This is a genomic window from Halopseudomonas salina, from assembly GCF_008641105.1.
Window position 1 is genome coordinate 367,151 of the sequence record NZ_VTTI01000002.1, and the last position, 24,062, is coordinate 391,212.

The following is a 24,062-nucleotide window of genomic DNA, read 5'->3' on the forward strand; positions in this document are numbered from 1 at the left end:
GAAATCGCTTCAACATCAAAGTGGATCAGGCTGACCAGGTCGACAAGGCACTGCTGATCAGAAGAACGGTAATGACCCACCTGATTGACGGCGATCAGCGCGCGATCGAGCTGAATATCGTCAAGGGCCCTGGCAACAAACTGACGCTGACAATGCCAAACAATCACAATGTGGTGCCTGCTGGTGAGTACATGTTGTTTGTCAGCAAAAACACCGCAGAAGGTCGCGTACCTTCGGAGGCAGCACCGATTACGGTGGTCAATAGCAGTCTGGCTTGCATGGCGCCGGTGATGGCCTCAACCGACGTTGTTACGGCTGACGGCATTATCGAGTCAACCCTCGACATCCTGTAATCGCAAGGAGAAACAAATGATCATCGAACAAACAAGAACCGCCTGTACGGGTCTCGTTTTGTTCGGCCTCGCGTGCCTGTCAGCCTCCGGGCTGGCAGGTGCGCACGGCGCCCTCGAACTGGACGATGTGCCAGAGGGGTTCGTCAAGGCCAGCATTACGGCCCGACCTGATATCCAGGGCCTGAGCAGCTTGATTCTAAGCGCGCCCAGGCCGGGAATAATGCTTCGCTATAACGGAGAGCAACCCTTGACCGTGCTGGGTGTAGAGGGCGAAGCCTTCTTGCAGTTCACACGCACCGGTGTATCGGTTAATACCGCCAGCCCGAGCTGGGGGGCATCAAACGACAAGCCAGCCGCCTTGGCCTCGGATGGAACAGCGAGTGACACCAGCGCAGACCCAACCTGGGTCACTTTGTCTGACTCAGGCAGCTTCAGTTGGCTTGATCCAAGGCTCAATACCCTGGCTGACGTACATCATGAAGCAGACACCCAGAAAGAATGGTCGATTACCCTGCGCGGAGCCGACGGCGAACTCGACCAGATCCGGGGTACCTTGATGTTTACGGCGTATAAATAGGTGACAAGCCGCAGTAGTTGAACAGAAGCCCCTGCATTACAGGGGCTTTCCACAGGCCCTGTTTTTACCTTTATAACAAAACCTCAGAGTATCGGGCTCCGGTGGAGCAATCAGCGTAAGGCCTTGTATTGCCCCGCCCTGCTATCTGGCATAACCTCGCTCACAACAAAAACACCGCCGGGAATCAGAATGAAAAAAGCCATTTACGGAGCGTTCCTGCTGGGCTCAAGCCTCCTGCTCAGCGCCTGCTCAAGCGGGCCATCGGAAGACGACGTCAAGACCCTTTTGGAAGCCCAGATGAACCAGATGTCCGGGATGCTGGGTGAGATCGGCGGCGAGAACATGTCCAGCATGCTGAAAGTCGACATCCACGCCGTCACCATTCATAGCTGCGAAGAACAACGCACCAATGTCTACCTCTGTGATGTGGACGTGGATGCGACAACCCCTATTACCGGTCGCTCCGTACAACGCTCGGAGGTGTTAATGGCCAAATCCAAAGACGGCTGGGTGCCAGCGCAGTAACGCCAGAGCACATGCTTAAAAGGTTCCCTGACCTCAAAATACCGCTCCATCCGCACCTGCCCCCCAGGTGCGGGCTGCGGATTCGCTTGAAATTCTCCAATCAGATATGTCGAGGTCTTCGACACAACACTTCGTCATGTCGAAATATTCCTAGAAAATCGACATGACAAACGAACTAGATACAGGTGAGCCCGGACTGACAGTCCTTGCCCTACTCGATTGACACCCCCTACCCAACCGATACACTCGCTTGAGACGGAGATGTCATTACATGGATTACTACATCGAACGTGCGGACGAGCTCTTTGCTGCCTACCAGGCTGTAGACCCGGAGGTCGTTCATTCTGCCTGGCGGCACCTGTTGCCAGCCCAACCTGGCATAGCCTGTGATATCGGCGCGGGTTCCGGACGGGACGCATGCTGGCTCGCCAAGCTGGGCTGGACCGTCACCGCCGTAGAGCCCAGCGAGAAACTTCGACAGCTGGGCCAGGCCAGCACCACAGCCCAACACTGCAGGCCCGGCTCGGTAACCTGGCTGGATGACGCCCTCCCCGACCTGAAACGCTTGCGCTCGCTCGACCAGCGTTTCCAGCTGATCCTGATCAGCGCCGTATGGATGCACCTGCGGCCTGACCAGCACGAGCGCGCCATGCGCATCGTCAGCGACCTGTTGGCCCCAGGCGGCATTCTGGTGATCTCGTTGCGTATTGGCGAAGACAAAGAAAAGCGCTTTCATCCAGTCACAGCCCAGCAAATCCAGATACTTGCCCAGGGTCGCGCCCTTGCCCCAAAGGTGATAACCCGGCAACCCGACGCCACCCGCCCAAGCATCGAGTGGGACTGCATGGCCTTTGTGTTGCCCGACGATGGCAGCGGCAGCCTGCCGCTGCTCAGACATATCATCGTCAATGACAATAAATCCGCCTCCTACAAACTCGGCTTATTACGCGCCCTGATCCGCATAGCCGAAGGCGCACCCGGCATGGTCACCAGGCGGGACGAAGCCTGGGTGGAGATACCCTTCGGTCTGGTTGCGCTCTACTGGCTGAAGATGTACATGCCCCTGGTGCTAAAGCACAACCTGATCCAGACCCCGACAGCCGTCCATGAAAACCAAACAGGCTACGGCTGGGCCAGCAGTGGTCATTTTTACAAGCTGAACACCCTCTCCCCTTACGATCTGCGTGTAGGTGCCACATTCGATCCAGAGACCTCGTTGAACCTGATCGCGACCCTGAAAAATATCTGCACCAACATCGAAGCTATGCCTGCCAAATACATCACCTATCCAGGCCAGGACAAACCGGTATTCGAGTGCAACCGGGTCTCCAGACGGATTCCAAAAGGCAGTTGGCAATGCAACAAACAAACGCTGAGCGACTTCGGCACATTCAGAGTGCCGACCTACCTATGGCAGACCTTTTCCCAGCACGCCTGCTGGCTGGAGCCCGCCATACTGAGTGAATGGACCCGGCTGATGCGCTCGTGGAGCATGCAGTACGATCCGAGCGTGTACGAACGCGCCTTGCAATGGAATGAAGACAGACGCGATACCGCCGAAGTCAGAAGCCGTATTGCGGCAATGCAGCTAGGTGGCCGCGACATTTCGTGCGTCTGGAGCCAGAAACAACTCCGTCCCGACCGCTACGCGGTGGATCACTGTTTCCCCCTGGGCCCGTTGGTTCAATAACGACCTGTGGAATCTTGTGCCCGCAGCAGAAGCCATTAACAGCAAAAAAGGCGACAAGCTTCCCTCCGCCCTGCTCCTGGAGAACTCAAAAGAGCTGATCCTCGATTGGTGGGGCGAAGCCTATGTTTCGGAGCCGAAATTCTCGGAGCGGTTTTTGATTGAGGCTGAAGCTGCGCTGCCGCTGGTTACGCCACAGAGCGGGTTGGATGAGATATTTGCGGCAATGCAGCATCAGCGGGCGAAGTTGAAGGCCAGTCAGCAATTAGCGGAGTGGTCGCTTACCTGAATTTCTGTTGCCTATCAAAGTAGGTAATAGCGAGCTGGCCTGACGACGAGCGCAATTGACCTAAAATCTGGAATCTCATTGACGCCCGTACGGGGCTATAAGGAATAGTAAACATGGCGAACGGACCCTGGACCCAGGAAGAAGTCCGCTTAGCGGTCGCTGATTACAAGAGAATGCTTGTACAGGAGCTCAATGGGCAAAAATACAGTAAAACCCACCACCGGCGAGCCTTGCAGGTACTTTTGCAAGATCGGTCAGAAGGCTCCATTGAGCGTAAGCATCAAAATATCAGCGCCGTCTTGCATGAACTCGAGTGCCCGTGGATCGTCGGTTACAAACCGCTTGGTAATTACCAAGCGCTGCTCGTCGAAGCTGTCGTAGAGACGCTAGTAAACGACCCAATATTCGACCAGGCCGCACGCCATGCTAGCGAGCAACCTGCAATCGTCCCAATGGGAGTGGACTTTGACTGCTGGATTGAGCAAACGCCGCAGCCAATAGAAATCAACGAATCCGCCTATCAACCGAGATTTTTGGCCACAAAGCGCGACTACGTGGCGCGAGAAGCCCGAAACCGCGCGCTTGGTCTTGCTGGGGAAGAATTAGTGCTTAGCTACGAGCAACAGCGTTTAGAACGCAGTGGCTTCGGATCGCTTGCTGGCAAGGTGGAACACACTTCAATTAAGCGAGGAGATGGTGTCGGCTATGACATCCTCTCGTTTGAAACCGACGGTAGGGAAAGGTTTATCGAAGTGAAGACCACTGCGTTTGCAAAAGCAACGCCCTTCTACATCAGCCGCAACGAGGTTGAGTTTTCCAAGGTGACGTCCGAGCGTTATCACCTCTATCGGCTTTTTGAATTCAGGACGAAACCAAGAATGTTCGCTCTGACAGGAGACATGCATCAGCGGCTCCGACTTGATCCGGTCACCTATCTTGCGTCGTTGGGTTCGTGACAGGCTTCGGCACACAAGGGATCCGCTAGGGCTAATAAATTTCCGTGGGCAACGACAGTCCGCTAACGGCCCAGAGTGTGTAAAAACGCTGTCTCAAACCCTTGCTATGATTTCTCGGGATTTCATCGCAAGGATCGTCCATGAAGCGCTTCATTCAAGGTGAGCATCGAGGCCAAAGCAACTTACTGCCCGAGAGCCTCGACGACTACGTCAACGATACCAATCCGGTGCGAGTGGTCGATGTCTTTGTCGACGAACTCGACCTAGTGAAGCTGGGTTTTGAAAGCGCCATCCCCGCTGATACTGGTCGGCCTGCTTATCATCCCTCGATCCTGCTGAAGATCTACATCTACGGTTACCTCAACCGCATTCAATCCAGCCGACGCCTTGAACGAGAAGCGCAACGCAACGTCGAGTTGATGTGGCTGACCGGTCGCTTGATGCCTGATTTCAAGACTATCGCTAATTTTCGAAAGGACAACGGTAAGGCTATCCGTGGCGTCTGCCGTCAGTTCGTTGTGCTCTGTCAGCAGTTAGGGTTATTCGCCGGAAGCCTGATTGCCATCGATGGCAGCAAATTCAAGGCGGTCAACAACCGAGATCGCAATTTCACCAGCGCCAAATTGAAGCGGCGGATGGAGGAAATCGAAGCAAGTATTAATCGGTACCTGACAGCGCTCGATGCTGCTGATCAACAGGATCGTCCAGCCTCTGACGCCAATGTCGTGCACCTGGAAGAAAGAATCGCCAAGCTGAAGGCGCAAATGAAAGAGCTTCAATTGATCGAAACTCAGCTCAATGAATCACCGGATAAGCAGGTATCACTGACGGATCCAGATGCCCGCTCCATGATGACTCGCGGCACAGGAATCGTTGGCTACAACGTGCAGACAGCGGTCGATACCAAGCACCATTTAATCGTCGCTCATGAGGTGACCAACGTCGGGTCCGACCGCGATCAGCTCAGCCCTATTGCCAAGCAAGCCCGCGAGGCGATGGGAACAGAAAAGCTGTCGGTGGTAGCTGACCGTGGGTACTTCAAAAGCGGGGAAATCCTGGCTTGTCACGACGCAGGTATCGTCACCTATGTACCCAAGCCAATGACCTCCGCAGCCAAAGCCGATGGGCGACTCAACAACGACGCATTTATCTATGACGCGGCGGCAAACGCATACACTTGTCCGGCTGGCGAGACTTTGATTTGGCGTTTCTCCAGCGTTGAGAACGGCATGAAACTGCATCGGTACTGGAGCTCAAATTGCCAAAGCTGCGCATTGAAATCGCAGTGCACGCCGAGCAAGCAGCGGCGAATTCGGCGCTGGGAGCATGAAGCAGTGCTGGAAGAAATGCAGCACCGGCTCAGCAGAGCACCCGAGATGATGAAGGTTCGAAAACGAACCGTTGAACATCCCTTCGGGACGCTCAAACAATGGATGGGCGCGTCGCACTTCCTGACGCGAAAGCTCAATGGGGTGAGTGCTGAGATGAGCCTGAATGTGCTCGCTTACAACCTGAAACGGGTGATGAAAATCATAGGCACCGTCAGCTTGCTAGAGGCCCTGACAGCGTAAAAGCCCTGGCTTTACTCGCCTACGCTGCCTCTGAGAGGGCTCCAGGGCGTTGCTGGATTGTCTCATGCCCCCTTCGCAGTGGTCATAAGCTTGATCAGGTTCTCAGCTCGAGAAAGGCTCGCTATAGACCGTGACGGAAATCCGTTCTGGCGTTTTTACACACTCTGGGCCAATAGCGGTCATTAGCTGTCTACATAAGCCGAGGCTATTCACATAGCGCTAATACGTAGCCGTCAGTCGATGTTCAAAACAATGGACGGCATATCCTTTACGTGGCTTACCGGCTGCCAGTCAGGAGAAAAATAGCTAGGGCTGTAGCCAGCGATGCGAGCTGGCGGCCTCTGGATCAATGCTTGACTAAAGATACGAACCCATCTATTTTTATTTGGCGCGCTACTGCAGTCGGCTATAGAGCTTGATGCTCACGGGCTAATCACCCATCCGCTCCCCTCTGCTGCACGGGAGGTTTCAACTGCAGGCCAGAATCCAATCTGGTGCGTAACCCATGAAACCTAATCCTGATATTGGGAAAAAACCATGTGCAGAATTGATGCCGAATTCGGCAAGTACGACCTTGACGAAAAAGCCGACCCCTCCGAGCGTTTTACCCAAGCCCTTGACGAATATGAAGTCGTCGGGCAACTCCGCTCATTGCTAACTAACCACTTCGCCACCACCTGGCAGCACGTATTCACATCCGCTAACAGACTGGAAGAGGCGTTAGACCTTGCTCGAAGCCAAGCGACGATGGAGGACCAAGCCGCTGCCGTAATCTCATCCGGCCCGCTGGCAGAGCGCCTGCGCATGCAGCTACTATTCGTCCTCATACATAAAGATGTCACTGGACGCACCTTAGAAACGCTCGATTTTGCCAAAGACGTAGCCCAAACCGTCTTTCCGCACTCCCCTTACAAGCTGTTTAAAAAGCTCAAACCCGACTCACAGCACGGTTGGTTCATAACCGCGCTGTACGGAAACGAGTACTTTCTCCACAGCGCAGTATTCGATGACCCAGCGCTTATTGCAGAAGGTGAGTGGGAAAGGGTGCGGGTGCTCTGGTCGTGCTTGCCCGCGTGGTCACACGACGAGCAGCAAATCCCGACTGAGTTGGCATCAATTTTCAGCCCTGATGCCAAAGCTCTGATTTCAGTTGCGTCAACACAGCGGCATGCTGGCCCGCCAACACCTGCAGCACACCAATGGCTTCAGCGGGTCAGGTTTCTAGAGGCTTGGGTTAAATCCGATGCTGCTGCCGGCAGACTCCGTAACCCGCACGAAGGCGTTTTTCAAAAGCTATATACCGAGAGGGAATCACTACGGTCTGACCTAGAGGCGCTACGTTCAGGCGACAGCGATGAAAAGGACCTGTACAACTCTGCCACAGATTGGCTCATAAACTTGGAACTGCAGCTAAAGGAAACCCTAGCGATCCACATGGAGCTCGCCGATGCAGATGAAGGACAGCTTGCTGACTGGGCTTTACAGCTTGATAACTGTGTCTCGGGGCGAATCATTGAGCTGCCAAGCGGTGAGTGGGATGTAGCCGAGCAGCAGCACCTTCGCAGGCTACTCTCCCTGCTCACTTCCGACAAAGCCGAGGCTTGGGTTCAGCAATCTGTCCACAGCGATGTAAAAGCAACACTACAAAGCAGACTGGACTCGTTCCCAACACTATCTGATCAGAGAAGCAGAAAGTGGTGGGCATCGGACTATTCGGCCATATGGAAAGCCAAGTTAGAAGCCGAGATCCATGCCTTGGGCGTCAAAGATGCATTGGCCGTTCTATCCTGCAGGCTTTTCCGGCTTCCCAGTGAAGCAGTATCTCGAGAACTTCACCCTTGGTGGGATAGCCTGCTCGAAAAGTTGATTCACGACCCCGAGTTTCCACTGGCTCTAACCCCGCAATGGACTGTCCATGCTATTGGTAGATTGAGTGACGAGGTCGTGCTGCCTTACATCGACAAGAGCCTCGGACTGCTGCGCAGCCGACTGTCGAATGCGGCAGAGCCTGATCTGAACAACCAACTCGATGCACTGTTGAGCATGCTATCGCACCTAGACCCGCGGAAAGCACTTCGACATCGCCTGATGCTCATGCGCTCGTCGTACGTGCCGTTCGCCGACGAGTCACTATCACGCTTCAGCTCACATCACAGCGACAAGGCTGTCAGTTGGTACAGCCCACTGAGTGAGCAAGCTAGGAACTTTCACGCAAAAAAACTCAGCGGGACGCCTTATGTTGACCGACAGGAATGCGAAAAAGCTGAGCTGGAGAGCTACCAGTCATTCGCCCTTGATCTGATCGAGTTTTGCCTTAGCCGCCTGCGCCTGCGCAAAGGCGAAAAGAAGCCCGAAGATGAACGGTACGCCGATAGCCAGGTGACCGAGCAATCGGCTATCTGGCGTCAAGGATATTTGAAGGCGCTGCTGGAAATCGGCCTTGACCCTAACGGTAAGGCGCACAAAACCGTTTTTTTTACCCGGCAGTTCGACCCTGATGAAAGCGTCCGCGATGTCGCGAAAGAGGCTTATCGAGCCGTGCGCCGGGAAACCAAAAGTAAAAAAAGCGTTCAGGACTACAAGCGTGGGCTGATCGCCGCTGAATGGTGGCTGCTAATGAGTCAGCGACGCGCACTCGGTCTTCCCATAGACCCAGAGGGAGCCCTCAAGACACGGCGCAATATGATGCGTAATCCGTAACCACCCGCAACAAGAAAAGTCACGGTGTACCGGAGCCTGATGCTCCTACTCTGACGCCTCGCGTCCGCCATGCAGAACCTTTTACCGACCGCACCACTGCGGTCGCCAAGGAGTTGACGTATGTCCAAAGATAATTTGATTTTTCCCATCAGCCCTGTAAAAGCAGCTCCCGTCCACGTTGACGCTCTGACTATCAACTGGCACGTGACGGAGGCCTGCAATTACCGCTGCCAATACTGCTACGCGAAATGGACGGACCACCCCTGTCCCCGCGAGCTATTTCACGATCGCGACCGCAGCCAGCACTTGCTGGTGGAGTTGTTCCAGTATTTTCAGCCGACAAACACCAGTAATCCTCTGCGTGATGCCCTCTCATGGCGCACTCTGCGCCTGAACCTGGCTGGCGGAGAGCCATCGATACTCGGAGAGCGCCTGCTAGACATCACCCGCGTGGCCAAACAAGTAGGGTTTGAGGTTTCACTTATCAGCAATGCTTCAAGGTTGACATCTGACGTTATAAAGCAGCTTGCACCGCAACTGACCTATCTAGGTGTCAGCCTAGACTCCACGGACTCTGGGACCAATCTTGCAATAGGACGGGTAGAAAGAAGCGGGCAAGGGCTGAGTCTAAATGAGCTGACCGCGAACCTGGACTTTGCTCGTCAAGTTAACCCCGCACTCAAGATCAAGATTACTACCGTCGTCAACGCCTTAAATGCCGATGAAGACTTGAGCGGACTAATCACACGAGTTCGCCCAGAGCGCTGGAAGGTGCTGCGGATGCTACCAATAGTTGATGCCACTCTTGCCGTTAGCGACGAGGCCTTTGCAGCCTTTGTGGAAAGACATGGCGCTTTCCGATCAATCCAGTGCGTCGAGGACAACAGCGACATGTGTGAGTCGTACCTTATGGTCGACCCTTATGGCCGTTTCTTCCAAAACCAAGCAGCTGGGAAAGGAGGCTACCTCTACAGCCAACCGATTTTACCTTCCGGTGCCGCCGCAGCATTTTCCGAAATGCGCTTCAACCCGGCCGGCTTTCGCTCCCGTTACACAACAGCACCGGGGGAGGCATCATGAGGAAGTACTGCTCAGACAAAGACTTCGACCTCGTCATACGGTGCCTAGTGCGACACGGATGGGGTTATCAACGTGGCGGCAAACACGGCAAGTTGACTCACCCCTCTCTCAGGCGGCCCATTACGGTTTCTATTTCACCCAGTGGCCGCCGTAGTTTGCAGCGATTCAAGCAAACTGTTCTGTCTACCCACAACTGTACTGGAGTAACTAAAAGCCAGATGTAACATGTCACCGGGCGGGCGCAGGCTTCTTACCAGCGTCCGCCCGGCAGCGTTCCAGAGTTTTGTCACGACTCAGCCATCAGCACCGGCCGAGCAGGGCAGCTTGTGGCTGCATACTTCCAAGATGTTGCCGATAGGCTCTTCTTGTAAACCATGCGGTAGAGGCTGAATCTCTCTAGATTCGTAGACACCCTTGAGGGCCGTTTCTGTGCAATTTTTATCTGTCGTCATCGGCTGCTTCTGGCCGATAGCAGCCAGTCATTCAAACCAAAACCACAACGAGCTCCGCCAACACTCTCACCTCATCTTTCTCCTCAGCCCCAACACAATCGGCTGAAACGAACTATCCGTCGACTCCGGTACCAGCGTGCAATCAATGGGGTCAGTGTCATTGTTTTCTTAAAGATCAAACGCTCTGACCCCATTGATTCGCGGAATTGCTATTGCACTACTCCCTGTACTCACATCCTGCCCCGACGGTTGAACCAATCAGGCCCACTTCATTCACCCATGCGTTCAAGCCGACGCCTTGCGACCCCGCTTGGTCTTGGGCGCCGCAGCCCGTTGCGCCTTGATACGTTCCAGCAACACACTGGCCGGCTCATCATTCGGGTCCTGCGGCACCAGCTCACCGCGAAAGGCCTTGGCTAGAATGCTTTGGGTCAGCCGATCAATCCGTGTTTGCGCGATTTTGACCCGGGTCTCCAGCTGGTCGGCGAAGGCGAATAGTTGTTCTACGCGGCTAACGATTTCGGTTTGTTCTGCTAATGTAGGAACTGGAACCTCGATGTCCTTCAAAACTGATGCCTTGATACCCTTAACTGTTGTTCCAGTTGCACGGCGCAATAACTCTTCTTGCAACAGTGGCGATTGCAAAGCTATAGCTCCAAAATTAGACAAAAAGCCTTCATGAAACTGGAGGCATATTGCACGCTGTGCCAATGCAAACTTCTCAGTTATGTCGATTACCGCAATATTGCCTAGCGGTGCTTCAGTTGTTATCAGAACATCACCAACCAGCGGAATCCCTCGTGTCATCCACCCCTCATAAGCTTCAGGACGTATGAACTCTCGAGGTTCTCTCGATATATACCCCGACCTGATGTTTTTTGCGGTAATGAGTGGAATTCCAGTCCCGACCTTTTCTGGGGTTTTCCCTCGATAGTCGATGAAACGTGCAAGCAAACCTAGCCTATTAACCGGGTAGGCGAAGTCCAGATCCTTATATTTGCTAGAGTCATCCTTGCGCCACTCCTCCGTCAACCGCCCGGAAACAGCAGCGGCGAGGACGGATTGGCGGAAGCGTTTGAGCAGTGCGGGGATGCCGTCGACGCGGGCTTTCAGGGTATCGACCTGGGCCAGCAGTTCGTCGAGTTTTGCGGCGATGCGGGTTTGTTCGGCGAGTGGCGGCAATGAGGTTGGTGCTGTAGAAAAAATGCCCTTGTTCACGATGGAAATCGTTGTTGCAGAGGATTTGGCTTCGAGCCATGGCTTAAGTGTTTTGCAGTAATGAAACAGGAACTTTGGATCTATTCGTTCATGCGGAATTATTGCATTAATCTGCTGATTGGTAGCTGAGGTTGTCGTGGTTAAGCCGACTTTCCCTAGATTTCCAATGCAGGTCACTACGATGCTTTGTGACGGTAGGCTTGGAATCTCGGCGGCGCCGTCAGCAGTTAGATAGGTTTCAGTCCTGAAGATCGGGCTGGCAAAATCGAGGTCGCCTGGCTTGATGAAGGGTATATCCCCGCCATAAAAGCGTGACTCTTTAGTACTCGGCGTTTTTCCCGTAACGATCTGGCCAATATCTGACAATTGGCAGGCAGCCCATCCCGTCGGCAACCCACTCATCCCCGCTCCCCCGCTTGTAGCCTATCGCTTGAAGCTTGCAGCTCCGCCTCCGGCGCCTCCAGCCCCATCACCTCCGCCATCAACCGCTTCTGCGCCACCACCTCGTCCTCGGCCCCCAAGGCCTTCATCAACTCCTCCAACTCATGCAAGGCCTCAGTCAACTCCGCCATGGCCTCACCGGCCAGCACTTCTGGCGCGGGCAGGTCGGCGGCATTTTCACTGGAGGCATCCTTGAGCCAGCTGATATCCAGCGAGTCGCCGCGCTCGGTAATCTGCTCGCGGGTAAAGCAGCGGAAACGGCTGAGTTCACCAATACCCTCGACATTCTCGGCCCGCGGGCTGTTGCCGTTCGGGTCATCGCCATAGGCGTCTTCAAAGGGTTTAAGGTGCGCATCACCAAAGGGCGTACGCTTGCCGAAGCTGGGCATATTGCTGCGCAGGTCATAGATCCATACGCGTTGGGTGCAGCCCTGTTCCTGACGCGGATCACCCGGGCTGCCCTTCTGGAAGAACAGTACGTTGGTCTTGACGCCCTGGGCGTAGAAGATGCCGGTGGGCAGGCGCAGGATGGTGTGCAGGTTGCACTTGTTCATCAGGTCGCGGCGTACCTCGGTGCCCACGCCGGCCTCGAACAGGACGTTATCCGGCAATACCACGGCGGCGCGGCCACCGGGTTTGAGGTTGCGGTAGATGTGCTGCATAAAGGCCAGCTGCTTGTTGCTGGTTTTATAGGTCAGGTCATCCCGGGTGTTGCTGGCCTCCCCGCCTTTGCTGGTACCAAAGGGCGGATTGGCGAGGATAATATCGGCCTTGGGCAGGGCCTTGCCGGCATCGCCGAGGGCGTTGCCCAGGTGCACTACACCTTCGTCGTCGCCTTCCATGCCATGCAGCAAGCAGTTCATCAGGGACAGGCGGCGCGTGTTGGGGACCAGTTCTATGCCTACAAAGGCCTTATGCTTCTGGAAGGCCGCATCCTTGGCGCTCAGCGCCAGGTAATCGTCGGTCTGCTCGCGCATATATTGGTCAGCAGCAACCAGAAAGCCCGCGGTCCCCGCGGCCGGGTCCTGTATTACCTCACCAATCTGCGGTTTGAGGCAGCGCACCATGCTGTTGATCAGGGCGCGCGGGGTAAAGTACTGCCCTGCCCCGGATTTGGTTTCGTTGGCGTTCTTTTCCAGCAGGCCTTCGTACAGATCACCCAGGCCGTCTTTGGCGGCGGTGAACCAGTCGATCTGGTCCAGGGTCTTGATCATCTGTTCCAGGTGGCGCGGTTCGCGCAGGCGAGTTTGCGCGTCGGCGTAGATGGCGCTGATCAGTGGGTCTTCGTGTACCAGATTATTGTCCGCATCTTTGCCGGTGGACAGGCTTAGCAGGATCCGCTTGTAGTCGTTCAGCAGGTTGATACCAGACTTGCCGTTGATATCGGTCCAGCGACAGCCTTCGGGCAGCGGGTGCTTTTTCAGGGTGCCGGCTTCGGTGTTCTCGTGCACCATTTTGATAAACAGCAGCAGCACCAGCTCGGTGACGTAGTCGCTGTAGTTGATGCCGTCGTCGCGCAGCACGTCGCAGAGGTTCCAGAGCTTCTGGACGATGTCGTTGTTGTTCATGGTTTTCTCAATTGGTTGGAAACTGGGGGGCTTCGCTAAGCAAGCGGACCAAGGGCTGATTGATGTAGTAGTTGCTGCGGCCTACCTTTTCTTTGACCAGAAGGCCGTGCTCCACCAGTTGATCAAGGTATTTGGTTGCAGTAATGCGGGAGACTTGCAGGTCTTCCATGACAAATTCGATTTTGGTGTACGGGTGGTTGAACAAGTTATTGAGCAGCTCCTGCCGGTAAATTTTGGGCAGCTCGGCGCGCATCCTTTGCTTATATTCCGTCATCAGGACTTTCATTGCCTGTATCAGCTCGATGGTGTGCTGCGATGTTTCGATCAGCGCGTCGAGCATGTATAGCAGCCAGGGCTCCCATTCTCCGCTTTCACGCACCTGCTGCAATTGCTGATAATAAGCGGCCTTGTTACGAATAAAGTGACGACTCAGGTATAGCACCGGCAGGTTGAGAAGGTCTTTGGCGACCAGATATAGCAGATTGAGGATGCGCCCGGTGCGGCCGTTGCCATCGTAGAACGGATGAATGCTTTCGAACTGGTGGTGAATGATGGCCATTTTTACCAATGGATCTGCATCACATAGACTGTCATCGTTGATGTAGGTGACTAGATTCGCCATCAATTTTTCTATGATTTCTGCGTGCTGCGGCGGAGTGTAGATAACTGCGCCGGTCGCGGCATTTTTCAGCTCGGTACCTGGCAGCCGACGCAAGCCTGCCTTGTTGCGTTCGAGCAGCTGCTGAACGTCAATAATATCGTTTAGTCGAAGTAACCCGGTCTGCCTGACGCCAAGAAATCCCTGCCTAAGTGCGTAGGCATAGTCTTGCACTTCCTTGGCGGCAATGGGGGTAACAGCCTCAACGTTCAGGTTAGCTTTATACAGCTCATCGTGCGTGGTAACGATGTTCTCGATCTCGGAGCTGTCTTTTGCCTCCTGCAGGGCCAGTGTGTTGATCAATATGGCTTCGTTTGGAATGGTGGCGGCAACGCCCTTGAGTTCAGCCAGATAGCGATGAGCCTCGGCGGTTTTTTTCAACACCGCACGGGTCTCAAGGCTACTCAGATTGCTGATCGGGAGTTCTGGAATGCTGTATCCGCTCATGTAACAGGCCTTGATCCATGGACTGGTTTTTCAGATATAGATTTTGTTGGATTTTATACATGTCGCGGAGAACATGCATAGAAATCGTTATTTTCTATACATATCAATAGGCTCATGTATAGAAAATGACGCCACCCTTTGCCGATTGCCCGGCTTTTCAGCCCACTTCTGGCCATATGGCTTTGTTTAGCTCCACCAGCAGGCTGTCCAACTGACTATTCAGAATCTTGTCCAGCTGTTTGGCACCCCCGTGCTCCGAGAATCGGCTGTTCACAAAGTCGCGATCAATGATCACTTCGTGCACCAGCTGTTTGGCCAGGCGTTCCAGCCATTTGCGCTGCGCGGGCAGCCATTTATGGCTCTGGTAAATACGCTGCATGGCCTGGGCTACCCGCTGCTCAAAGGGCACCAGGGCCTCGCCCAGGGCGGCGCGACGAATATGGCCGACGATGCTGGCGGCGATATCCTGGTTGGTCTGGTTGCGGACGGCGGTTTGCAGCTTGGCCTCGCTGTACCCGGCGCCATCGAGTAGTAGTTTGATCTCTTTGAGCTGCTCCCGTGTCAGGTCGCGCGGCTTGTTGACCACCACTGCCAGGGCTGCATTCTGGTTGAGTTGTTCGCGGATAAACCGATTGAAGCTGTCCAGATAGTCCTCCGGCTTCTGATGCACGCCATAGCTTTGCGTGCGCTCGCGGATCTCGTCGGGGTGTTCGGAAATAACCGGCTGGCGGTCGCTGCCAAGTAGGTTGTTGACCTCGTTCAACTGATGCAGCAAGCCATTGTGCTGGGTGATGAACTGGGCGGCCTGCTTGGGACCTAGCTTGCGCAAATGAGTGTGAAGCGTTTTCGGCTCTACGCCCCATAGATCCTGCAGTTCATCAAGCTTGTGTTTGACCGCCGGTTTGGTTTCGGCCTTTTTCTCGGCTTTGCGCAGCACGCGCATGACTTTCTGGCTTAGCTGGCTGAGCACCACGTCGGCATGGCTTTCACCAGCGCTGTCCCCTGGTGCGCTGAGGGCGCGTTCCAGTTGCTCGGGGTTGGTGATCTCCTCCAGCAGCTGTTCCAGGCTGATATTCGGATCCTTGACCAGCGGCTTCATGGTATTGACGTCGCTAAGGGCGGCGTAGATATCCACTGGGTCGTAGATGCGGAATACGGTTTTGCCGATCTCGTCACAGCGGCGGGTGGCACGGCCAATCATCTGTTCATACAGAATGCGCGACTTGACCCGGCGCATGAATACCAGATGGCAGATCTTCGGTACGTCGATGCCGGTGGTCAGCAGGTCTACGGTGATGGCGATATTCGGGTAACGCTCGTTCTTGTACTGGCGGATCAGCTGCTCGACCTTGTCGCTCTGGCCGGTGATCTTGGCTACTGCGGCCTGGTTGTATTCGCCGTTATAAAGCTCCTTGAAGGCCTCATCCAGCAGTCGTTTGACCATATCGGCGTGCAGGTCGGTGGCGCAGAAAATCAGGGTCTTCTCATCAGCGAACGGATCCAACTCCTGTACCAGCTGCTGACAGATCACTCGATTGAAGTTCTCGTTGATGACGCGACGGTTGAAGGCATCGACCTCGAAATTCAACTCGTCATCCAGTTCGGCGCTTTGCACTTCGCCGGTCTGGGTATTGATAGCGCTGACCTTTTCGCCCTTGGCGAAGGTAATACCGTTTTGCGTCAGCAGGGTTTCATAGCGAATGGGCGGCTCGTGATCGATCAGCCAGTCCTCGGCGACGGCTTCACGGTAGGTGTAGATGTAAACCGGCTTGCCGAAAATCTCGCTGGTGTGTTTGGCCGGCGTGGCGGTCAGGCCGATTTTCACCGCGTCAAAGTAGTCCAGTACGCGGCGGTAACTGGAGAGGTATTGGCTGGCATCACGGGTGGCCAGTTCGCCCTCGGTCATTTCCTGATCCAGGGTGTAACCGCGGTGGGCTTCGTCGATGATAATGCAATCAAACTGGTCCACCGGCGGCGGGTTGTCGTTCATGAATATGCGCTTGACCATGGCCTGCACGGTGGCGACCTGGATGCGGGTTGCGGCCTCGGCGGCCATGTCACCCAGCTCCGCGACGTTGTAGATCTGCGACAGCGTCTGATTCTGTTCTAGCGATGCTTCGTTGAAGGCGTCGATAGCCTGTTGGCCCAGAGCAGTACGATCTACCAGAAACAGGATGCGTTTGAAACGCTCGGTTTTCAGAAAGCGGTACATCAGCCCGATGATGGTGTGGGTTTTACCAGTACCGGTGGCCATGGCCAGCAGCGCCACACGAATTTCTTTAGCCAGTGTGTTTTCTACCGCCACAATGGCCTTTTGTTGATAGGCGCGCAGTTTCAGGTAACCGAAAGGCTCGGCCTGCAATTGGGCTTGCGCGGCCTCTTTACTACGCGTTAGCAAATCGCGCAGGCCCTCTGGGCTGTGGAAGCTGGGCAGCGCTCTTCTGGTATTGGCCGGGTGCCGCACGTCCCGAAACCAGGTACCTGACTGTTCTGCCAGCTGCTTAACAAAGGGGCGCCCGTTGCAGGAGTATACGAAAGGCACTTTGTAATGGCCGTCTTCGTCATCGGGCCAAGCAACGGTCTGCCCTGCCTGCTCCCAGGCGCCAATAAGCGGCGCGGTGACGCTCAAGCCCTTGCTGTAACGCTCGGCCTGGCCAATCTTTCCGGCAACATTGGTGTTTTCCTTTTTGGCTTCCACCACGGCGATCGGTGTCAGGCCAGCAAACAGCAAATAATCGGCGCGGCCGTTCTCGCCTTTGTACTGGGTTGGCCATTCGGCTATGGCGAGGTTCTTGCCCTTCTCCGGGCGGGCTCCGCTCTTGTAGGTGAGGGCTTCACTATCAGCTTGCCATCCCGCTTCAATCAGCTGCTGATCAATCAAAATGCGGGTGAGGGCTTCATCCAGAACAATATGCTGGGTGGCGGCTTGCGTGTTGCGGCTGAGTGTCTGGCGTTGAGCGGTTTGTGTCTTGTCATCCTGTGACGTCAGTTCAGCTTGAAGGGCTTTGATACGGGCTTCATAAGCCTGCTGTTGCTGATTGAGCGCCTGCTCATGGGTGGCAGCTTGCTGGGCCAGGGCTCGCGACTCTTCATCCATAGCATGGGCCAGGGCTTCGTATTCGTCCTTCTCTTTGGCGATCAGCTCATTGAGCTGCTGGCTCGAATCAAGGCCCATATTGGCTTGCTGCAGCTCGTATTTCAGCTTGCTAATTTCAGTCTGCAGGTTGCGCAACTGTTCGCTGGGATCAGCAGGCGGGATAAAGGGGCCGGGCTTGAAGTGCACACCGGTTTTGCCAAAGGTTTGATGAAACCAGATGGCCAGTTTGCGGGCGACTACCAGACCGCTGATGGCTTCCTTGTGCAGCGTCTTGAATTGGTGCGTGGCTTTGTTGCCCTCGATACGCAGGGTATGAAACAGCTCGCGCACCACCGGTTCCAGCTTGAGCTCACGGTTGATCTTGAACAGCAGATCGGCCTGGCTGGTTTGATCGTCGAACTCGATACCGGCCCGGGCAGCAAGGTGCTGGGCCAATGCCTCACCCAGCTGACGCAATTTGATCAGAGTGGTGTTGGGGTCGCCAGCAAAGGCCCGCTCGGCGGACTGGGCAATTTCGACAAAAAGCGGATCGTGTTCTGCCAGAAAACCAAAATTGCTGGTGGGTTCAGGCGATGTCATCAGTAAGAAACTCCCTTTCAACCTGAAAGCTCGGCCGTTCCAGTTCGGACACGTTCTCTCCAAAATCCTTGTCAGCACGAATACGTTACCGAACAACACTCAGGTAGCCGGTTTGTTATGTGATCCACTTTGCATTATCTGAGGTCCGTTGTCTCTAGGGACAAACATAAGCGGCTTGATCCGGGCGCGGATCGAGCGCGATCTAGTGACTAACAGACCTCGCCGTAAAAGCATTTCGATTTAGGCACTCATCCTAGCTGCCTGTTTCCGAATTATGGCTATTGGTCCATACTTCATATCATTACGCATCAACACGGAGCCAAGGATGGCAATGATCAGTACCTTAATCATGAAAACCCCAGAACCTCTAAGCCCTTTGCTCGGCGTTGGTCTCTACAGCCTGCCCGAAGCTTCCAGTTACACCGGTATTCCGGCGGATCAGATCAACCGCTGGGTCTTCGGTTACCGTGCGGGCGGAAAAAGCCACGCTAGCCTATGGCAACCTGCACTAGGAGAGCTCGAAGAGAAAACCCTGAGCTTTCATGACCTGCTTGAAATCCGTTTTGTGCATGCTTTCCGTCAATATGGCGTCAGTCTGCAGTCCATCCGAGCGGCTGCCGGTCATGCACGAGAGTGGTTTGACCAGCCCTACCCCTTTACCTGCAGGCGCTTCCAAACCGACGGTCAGAGTATTTTTGCCACGGTCATGGAAGAGACCGGTGACGAAACTCTTATCGATCTCGTAAAGCGCCAATATGCCTTCAGGCAGGTTATCAGCGCCTCGCTTTACGCTGGCATCGACTATGACAGCGATGGCGAGGCCCTGCGCTGGTATCCTCTCACACGGAGCAAGGCCGTGGTGCTTGACCCAGCGAGACACTTCGGCAAACCCATTCTTGCCAAGTCCGGTGTGGATACAGAAACCATCGCCGCCGCGTACCAGGCCGAAGACCAGAATATCCGCAGGGTCGCCCTGATTTACGATCTAACCCCTGCCGAAGTGGAGGCAGCCATCAGGTTTGAGCGCAAGGATGCCGCGTGAAATTTCTTCTCGATAACAACCTGCCACCACCTCTGGCCAGAGCATTGGAAGCGGCGCTACTAGGAGAAGAGTTAACTATCTCGCATCGATTTACCTTGATGTAGCTTTAATGGCTACAGTTGTAGCTTAAAAGGCAATACATCAAAACCGTCATTACTTCTTGCTGGTCTAACGGTGAACATGCGCACCGTCCGAGCCGCACCCAACACCAACCACACACCCCAACCGAATCTCCGCATCCTCCGGCTGCAAGGTGCTGTGCTCAATGCCGAAGCGCTCCCGCAGCACAGTCTGCATTTGCGGTAATACCCTGTGCCACTGGGTCATGGCATCCAGGTCCACATGGGCGGCCATGGCATGGCTGGTGGAGGACAGGCTCCAGATGTGCAGATCGTGAACGGCGCGCACCCCTTCTATCTCTGACAGAGCCTGGCTGACGTCGCCTGGCTCTATCCCCTGTGGTACGCCTTCCATCAGCACCCGGGTGACTGCGCCCAGCAGCCTGACAGCAGACACCAGGATAAGCACACACACGAACACCGACAGAATCGGGTCCATGATGGCTGGGCCGCCAAAGTAGATGATCGCCCCTGCAGCTACCGCAGCCACTGAGCCGAGCAGATCGCCCATCACGTGGAGCAGCGCGCCACGTACGTTCATGGTTTGCTCACCGCGCATCAGTACCCAGGCGACGATGATATTGACCAACAACCCCAGCCCGCCGATCAGCAATACCGTGCCCCCGTCTACCTCCGGGGTATCGAGCATCCTGAGGATAGCTTCGTAGGCGATATACACGATCACCAGAAACATGAAAATCACGTTGAACAGCGCGCCCAGCACCTCCGCACGTTGCAGCCCGAACGAATGCCTGCGTGAGGCGGGCTTGTTGGCGAGCCAGGCGGAAAAGGCACCAACGGCAAGTGAAAGCGAGTCAGTGAGCATGTGCCCGGCATCAGACAACAATGCCAGCGAGTTGGCCATCAGCCCTGCAAAAACCTCGACGATGGCGAAAGCTGTAGTAAACACCAGGGCAAAAAGCAACGTTTTGCCGGTGCCGTGGTTATGGTTGTGATGGGCATGACCGTGATCGTGGCTGTGTTCGCTCATGATTTCAGCGCCAATATACGGCGCGCTCCGTTGAGTACAATAAGGCCTACGACTGTACCGATCACCAGGTCAGGCAGATTGGAGCCGCTCCAGAGCACCAGCACTCCGGCGGTGATCACGCCCAGGTTGATCAAGACGTCGTTGGCCGAGAATATCCAGCTGGCTTTCATATGCACACCGCCGTGGCGATGCTTGTGAATCAACAGCAGGCAGATGCTGTTGGCGATCAGGGCGACAAAGGCAACGGCGATCATCGCGCTGGATTGCGGGTCGCTGCCAAACAGGAATCGACGCCCTACGTCAAGCAACACGCCCAGGGCCAGGACCAACTGCAATACACCGGCAAAGCGCGCCGCATTCATCTGATACCTGGCAGCACGCCCTACCGCATAAAGCGCGAGACCATAAACCGCGGCGTCGGCAAACATATCCAGGGAGTCGGCAATCAGACCGGCAGACTGGGCGATGAGCCCTGCAGTCATTTCAACAACGAACATGACAGCGTTGATGCCCAGCAACCAGCGCAAGGTACGTGACTCTGCAACCTCGGTGAGTGCAGAGCCTTCCGCTTGCTGCACCTGATCGGCGTTGGCAGGCTGAGTCTGCAGGAGCTGAGCCCCGAGGTTCAGGGTCGCCAGTTTGGCGGAGATCGGATCTACCGGACCATCATGCAGTACGGTCAGTTGGCGATCGGCCAGATCAAACAACAACGCCTGAACCGTATCGGAGCCGTTAAGTGCCAGCCGAATAAGGCGCTCCTCTGATGGGCAATCCATTTTGGGGATCTTGAACAAGCTTGCCCACTGGGCAGAACCTGCGTGCACGGTATTTACCTGGGCAACAGACTCACTCGAACAGCAGCAGGGGCTGGCAACACTGTCGTCCTTCACTCACTTGCGTCCTTTTCCCGGATTCGATTGCGCCATTAAAAACCATATAGCTACTGGAGGGTCAAGCGGTGCATATCGGGCTGTTCAACCGCGCAGGGTCAGATACAGCCGCAAGTCGAGTTCCAACTGATGGTAGTCGGGCTCCATGTGCTGGCAGAGTTGGTAAAAGGCCTTGTTGTGATCCTTTTCGCGCAAATGCGCCAACTCATGCACCACGACCATGCGCAGCAGCGGTTCCGGGAGGGATTTGAGGAGTGCCGAGACCTTGATCTCGTTCTTGCGCTTGAGCTTGCTGCCCTGCACCCGACTGACAAACTGATGTTGACCCAGGGCGTTGTCGATGACGTGCATGCGCGTATCGAAGAAGACCTTGCTGACCGGTCCGCTGCTACGCATATGTTGCTGTTTGAGGCGCTGGGTATAGTCATAGAGAGCAGCATCGGTCTGAACGCTGTGCCCACTTTCCGGCGGGTAACGCTGCTCAAGCCAGGTGCCCAGCTGATTATTGTCGATCAGCCGCTGCACCTGCTGCCTGACATCCGGACTGTACCCGTTGAGGTACTTGAGCGCTGTCACCCTACTGGATTGCTCACGCTTTCAATCTGGCGCTTGACCGTCATCGGATCATCAATCGCTTTGAAGATCACATCGCTGATACCGCGACCGGTGATTTTGACGGTGCCGTAACCAAACATGCGTCCGCCAATACCCTGGTCGATCTCGACCGTTTCGATTGACTGCAGCTTCATTTCATCGGTTTTGCGACTGATGATGCCGCGCTTGAGAATGACGCGCTTGTTGGTCACGCCCTGCTCCATGTGCTTGAGTTTGAGGTACTCATAGAGCGCTAACAGCAAGGTGATACCCAGAGTCGGTATGGCCAGTACGATCCAGAGGATCATTGGCAAACGGGCGAACCAATGCAAAGGGAAAAGTGCTTCGACTTTCTCTCCCGCTGACAGGGATTCTTCGATATAGGTCATGTAAAGGGCTCCGTAGGCGCATTGATTCTGGGTCAGGGGGCGAGTTTACACCAGATTCGTCGCGCCCCACTCCCGGACTACGTCTTCACACGCATTGATCGAATAAATGTGACTAGAAGTAAACAGGGTTATCACACATAGGGAGTCGGATCATGGGTACATTTAGAAGCTACCGCGCGCCTGGCCCAAGCCCAGGGCGCAAGCGTATTGATAACCAACGAATGATCGCCACGGCGCTGGATAAATCCGAGCGACTGGACTGCGTTTTTCTGAATGCGGGCATTGCGCTCAGTGATGAATTCATTGATAAATAACCAGCCCCCACCGGAGTCTTGCCATGATGCGCCTACCCGTTGTGCTTGTATTTTTTGTTGCCCTGCTGGGCCCTGTAAGTAGCCAGGCAGCCCCGCCCGTAGCCCGAGACATGCTGCTGCGGAACGTCTATGTGTTTGATGGCACATCCGCCGAACGCAGCAGCGCGCCGATGCATGTACTGGTGCGCAACGGTAGAATCGACAATATCAGCAGTACCCCCATCGAATCCGCAGCGAATGATGGCCTCGTGGTCTTTGATGGCGGGGGCCGTACGCTCATGCCGGGCCTGATTGATGCCCACTGGCATTCAGCCCTGGTCAGCCCATCCTCGATCGGCGCAATGACTGCGGATATCGCCTACATCCATCTCCTCGCCGGTCGGGTGGCAGATGCCACTCTGATGCGTGGATTTACCAGCGTAAGGGACATGGGTGGGCCGTCCTTTGGCTTGCGCCGCGCCATTGAAGAAGGGCTGGTAACGGGACCGCGCATTTTCCCCTCTGGGGCCATGGTTTCCCAGACCGGCGGCCATGGTGACTTCCGGCTACCCCACGAAGTACCCCAGGCGCAAAACGCTCCCTTGAATTACGCCGATCGCGTTGGCGTTACGGCGATTGCCGACGGGTCCGATGCGGTACTGAAGCGGGTGAGAGAACAATTGATGCTGGGCGCCACGCAGATCAAGCTGATGGCCGGTGGCGGCGTTTCTTCAATGTACGACCCGCTGGATGTGACCCAATACACTGCGGATGAATTGAAGGCAGCGGTCGATGCTGCAGAAAACTGGGGCACCTATGTCGCCGTGCACGCCTATACCTCCCGTGCAGTCACCATGGCGCTGGAAGCGGGCGCGCGCAGTATTGAGCATGGGCAACTGGTAGACGAGGACACCGTGCGGCTGATGGCAAAAAAAGATGCCTGGTGGAGTCTGCAACCCTTCATCGACAACGAGCTGTCCAACCCGAAAACAGGTGCGGCGCGCCTCAAGCAACAAATGGTGCAACAGGGCACCGATCGCGCCTTTGAATTGGCGCGCAAGCACAAGATCAAGGTCGCCTTTGGCACCGATATGCTGGGCACCGGCAATCTGGGTGAAAGCCAGAACGCGCTTTTGGTGTCCATGCAACGCTGGTATACCCCTGGCGAGGTTCTGCAAATTGCCACCGGTAACAATGGCGCGCTAATGAGCCTGGCCGGTCCACGTTATCCGCTGCCCGCGCCGCTGGGCGTCGTCAAGGTCGGCGCTATTGCCGACCTTTTGCTGGTAGAGGGTGACCCGACCGCAGATCTCGCGCTGATCGCTGACCCCGAGCAGAATTTTCGGATGATCATCAAGCAGGGAGTGATCTATAAAAATACACTTTAGGGCAAGAGCATGGCTCCTGAAACGCGATCAGGGGCCTCTGAAGCGAATCAAGTGCATACATGTTCATGGCACCGGGCTAGTATTGGACACACACCCACCAGCAGAGCAATTCTCACTTGGCCGACCATCCAGGCGCCTTAGAAGAACACAAGAATCTT

At 55.3% G+C, this 24,062-nt stretch carries 20 protein-coding genes; 12 read left to right on the plus strand and 8 right to left on the minus strand.

What is annotated here, in order from left to right:
* The 9 genes from FZF01_RS19530 to FZF01_RS05120 form a co-directional block, all read left to right on the plus strand.
* Positions 1-353, plus strand: a 353-nt coding sequence (locus FZF01_RS19530) for a galactose oxidase early set domain-containing protein (protein ID WP_223825400.1), incomplete at its 5' end; no start/stop codon positions are given.
* 16 nt (positions 354-369) lie between these two features.
* The gene (locus tag FZF01_RS05085; RefSeq protein ID WP_150277051.1) at positions 370-930 is read left to right on the plus strand and encodes a hypothetical protein; all 561 of its coding nucleotides are present in this window, start codon (positions 370-372) and stop codon (positions 928-930) included.
* Positions 931-1,119: 189 nt separating this feature from the next.
* Positions 1,120-1,455, plus strand: coding sequence for a hypothetical protein (locus FZF01_RS05090; protein ID WP_150277052.1), 336 nt, complete (start codon positions 1,120-1,122; stop codon positions 1,453-1,455).
* 271 nt (positions 1,456-1,726) lie between these two features.
* Positions 1,727-3,145 carry a class I SAM-dependent methyltransferase gene (locus FZF01_RS05095; protein WP_150277053.1) on the plus strand — a complete coding sequence of 473 codons (1,419 nt, stop codon included), beginning with the start codon at positions 1,727-1,729 and terminating at the stop codon, positions 3,143-3,145.
* A gap of 16 nt (positions 3,146-3,161) precedes the next feature.
* On the plus strand, positions 3,162-3,431 hold the full coding sequence (locus FZF01_RS05100; RefSeq protein ID WP_150277054.1) for a hypothetical protein: 270 nt from the start codon (positions 3,162-3,164) through the stop codon (positions 3,429-3,431).
* A 113-nt stretch (positions 3,432-3,544) separates the two neighbouring features.
* A complete protein-coding gene (locus FZF01_RS05105; RefSeq protein WP_150277055.1) occupies positions 3,545-4,387 on the plus strand; it encodes a DUF3883 domain-containing protein in 843 nt (280 codons plus the stop codon).
* Between the two features lie 140 nt (positions 4,388-4,527).
* Positions 4,528-5,958, plus strand: a complete 1,431-nt coding sequence (locus tag FZF01_RS05110; RefSeq protein ID WP_150277056.1) for an IS1182 family transposase — start codon at positions 4,528-4,530, stop codon at positions 5,956-5,958.
* Between the two features lie 537 nt (positions 5,959-6,495).
* The gene (locus FZF01_RS05115; protein ID WP_150277057.1) at positions 6,496-8,658 is read left to right on the plus strand and encodes a hypothetical protein; all 2,163 of its coding nucleotides are present in this window, start codon (positions 6,496-6,498) and stop codon (positions 8,656-8,658) included.
* A gap of 120 nt (positions 8,659-8,778) precedes the next feature.
* Complete coding sequence (locus FZF01_RS05120; protein WP_150277058.1) at positions 8,779-9,738, plus strand: viperin family antiviral radical SAM protein; 960 nt, start codon at positions 8,779-8,781, stop codon at positions 9,736-9,738.
* Positions 9,739-10,475: 737 nt separating this feature from the next.
* On the opposite strand, the gene FZF01_RS19390 is transcribed toward FZF01_RS05120, so the two are convergent.
* The 4 genes from FZF01_RS19390 to hsdR form a co-directional block, all read right to left on the minus strand.
* Positions 10,476-11,810 carry a restriction endonuclease subunit S gene (locus tag FZF01_RS19390; RefSeq protein WP_150279362.1) on the minus strand — a complete coding sequence of 445 codons (1,335 nt, stop codon included), beginning with the start codon at positions 11,808-11,810 and terminating at the stop codon, positions 10,476-10,478.
* Positions 11,807-13,417: a class I SAM-dependent DNA methyltransferase gene (locus FZF01_RS05135; protein WP_150277059.1), complete on the minus strand. Its 1,611-nt coding sequence runs from the start codon at positions 13,415-13,417 to the stop codon at positions 11,807-11,809. The genes FZF01_RS19390 and FZF01_RS05135 overlap by 4 nt, the downstream gene beginning before the upstream one ends.
* 7 nt (positions 13,418-13,424) lie before the next feature.
* Positions 13,425-14,522, minus strand: coding sequence for a Fic family protein (locus FZF01_RS05140; protein WP_150277060.1), 1,098 nt, complete (start codon positions 14,520-14,522; stop codon positions 13,425-13,427).
* A 157-nt stretch (positions 14,523-14,679) separates the two neighbouring features.
* Entirely contained in the window at positions 14,680-18,198 is a 3,519-nt protein-coding gene (gene hsdR / locus FZF01_RS05145) for a type I restriction-modification system endonuclease (protein ID WP_150277061.1), read from the minus strand.
* Between the two features lie 349 nt (positions 18,199-18,547).
* Between hsdR and FZF01_RS05150 the strand changes: the two genes are divergently transcribed.
* Positions 18,548-19,240, plus strand: a complete 693-nt coding sequence (locus FZF01_RS05150; protein ID WP_150277127.1) for a DUF433 domain-containing protein — start codon at positions 18,548-18,550, stop codon at positions 19,238-19,240.
* Between the two features lie 168 nt (positions 19,241-19,408).
* Here the strand turns inward: FZF01_RS05150 and FZF01_RS05155 are convergent, their stop codons facing one another.
* The 4 genes from FZF01_RS05155 to FZF01_RS05170 all read right to left on the minus strand — a co-directional run bounded on the left by FZF01_RS05155 (position 19,409) and on the right by FZF01_RS05170 (position 22,223).
* A complete protein-coding gene (locus FZF01_RS05155) occupies positions 19,409-20,350 on the minus strand; it encodes a cation diffusion facilitator family transporter (protein ID WP_150277062.1) in 942 nt (313 codons plus the stop codon).
* Positions 20,347-21,240, minus strand: coding sequence for a cation transporter (locus tag FZF01_RS05160; RefSeq protein ID WP_373286444.1), 894 nt, complete (start codon positions 21,238-21,240; stop codon positions 20,347-20,349). Before FZF01_RS05160 ends, FZF01_RS05155 begins: the two co-directional genes overlap by 4 nt.
* An 84-nt stretch (positions 21,241-21,324) precedes the next feature.
* On the minus strand, positions 21,325-21,816 hold the full coding sequence (locus FZF01_RS05165; protein WP_150277063.1) for a M48 metallopeptidase family protein: 492 nt from the start codon (positions 21,814-21,816) through the stop codon (positions 21,325-21,327).
* Positions 21,813-22,223 carry a PH domain-containing protein gene (locus tag FZF01_RS05170; RefSeq protein ID WP_150277064.1) on the minus strand — a complete coding sequence of 137 codons (411 nt, stop codon included), beginning with the start codon at positions 22,221-22,223 and terminating at the stop codon, positions 21,813-21,815. Before FZF01_RS05170 ends, FZF01_RS05165 begins: the two co-directional genes overlap by 4 nt.
* Positions 22,224-22,375: 152 nt before the next feature.
* Here FZF01_RS05170 and FZF01_RS19535 point away from each other — a divergent pair, with 152 nt between their 5' ends.
* Positions 22,376-22,537 (plus strand): hypothetical protein, encoded by a 162-nt coding sequence (locus tag FZF01_RS19535; RefSeq protein WP_223825401.1) that lies wholly within the window; start codon positions 22,376-22,378, stop codon positions 22,535-22,537.
* A 23-nt stretch (positions 22,538-22,560) separates the two neighbouring features.
* Positions 22,561-23,904 (plus strand): metal-dependent hydrolase family protein, encoded by a 1,344-nt coding sequence (locus tag FZF01_RS05180; RefSeq protein ID WP_223825402.1) that lies wholly within the window; start codon positions 22,561-22,563, stop codon positions 23,902-23,904.
* The last annotated feature ends 158 nt before the right edge of the window (positions 23,905-24,062 follow it).

Excerpts from the sequence above, each read along its gene's own strand:
- FZF01_RS05085 (WP_150277051.1), top strand. The coding sequence starts at position 370 with ATGATCATCGAACAAACAAGAACCGCCTGTACGGGTCTCGTTTTGTTC.
- FZF01_RS05090 (WP_150277052.1), top strand. The coding sequence starts at position 1,120 with ATGAAAAAAGCCATTTACGGAGCGTTCCTGCTGGGCTCAAGCCTCCTG.
- FZF01_RS05095 (WP_150277053.1), top strand. The coding sequence starts at position 1,727 with ATGGATTACTACATCGAACGTGCGGACGAGCTCTTTGCTGCCTACCAG.
- FZF01_RS05105 (WP_150277055.1), top strand. The coding sequence starts at position 3,545 with ATGGCGAACGGACCCTGGACCCAGGAAGAAGTCCGCTTAGCGGTCGCT.
- FZF01_RS05110 (WP_150277056.1), top strand. The coding sequence starts at position 4,528 with ATGAAGCGCTTCATTCAAGGTGAGCATCGAGGCCAAAGCAACTTACTG.
- FZF01_RS05115 (WP_150277057.1), top strand. The coding sequence starts at position 6,496 with ATGTGCAGAATTGATGCCGAATTCGGCAAGTACGACCTTGACGAAAAA.
- FZF01_RS05120 (WP_150277058.1), top strand. The coding sequence starts at position 8,779 with ATGTCCAAAGATAATTTGATTTTTCCCATCAGCCCTGTAAAAGCAGCT.
- FZF01_RS19390 (WP_150279362.1), bottom strand. The coding sequence starts at position 11,810 with ATGAGTGGGTTGCCGACGGGATGGGCTGCCTGCCAATTGTCAGATATT.
- FZF01_RS05135 (WP_150277059.1), bottom strand. The coding sequence starts at position 13,417 with ATGAACAACAACGACATCGTCCAGAAGCTCTGGAACCTCTGCGACGTG.
- FZF01_RS05140 (WP_150277060.1), bottom strand. The coding sequence starts at position 14,522 with ATGAGCGGATACAGCATTCCAGAACTCCCGATCAGCAATCTGAGTAGC.
- hsdR (WP_150277061.1), bottom strand. The coding sequence starts at position 18,198 with ATGACATCGCCTGAACCCACCAGCAATTTTGGTTTTCTGGCAGAACAC.
- FZF01_RS05150 (WP_150277127.1), top strand. The coding sequence starts at position 18,548 with ATGAAAACCCCAGAACCTCTAAGCCCTTTGCTCGGCGTTGGTCTCTAC.
- FZF01_RS05155 (WP_150277062.1), bottom strand. The coding sequence starts at position 20,350 with ATGAGCGAACACAGCCACGATCACGGTCATGCCCATCACAACCATAAC.
- FZF01_RS05170 (WP_150277064.1), bottom strand. The coding sequence starts at position 22,223 with ATGACCTATATCGAAGAATCCCTGTCAGCGGGAGAGAAAGTCGAAGCA.
- FZF01_RS19535 (WP_223825401.1), top strand. The coding sequence starts at position 22,376 with ATGGGTACATTTAGAAGCTACCGCGCGCCTGGCCCAAGCCCAGGGCGC.
- FZF01_RS05180 (WP_223825402.1), top strand. The coding sequence starts at position 22,561 with ATGATGCGCCTACCCGTTGTGCTTGTATTTTTTGTTGCCCTGCTGGGC.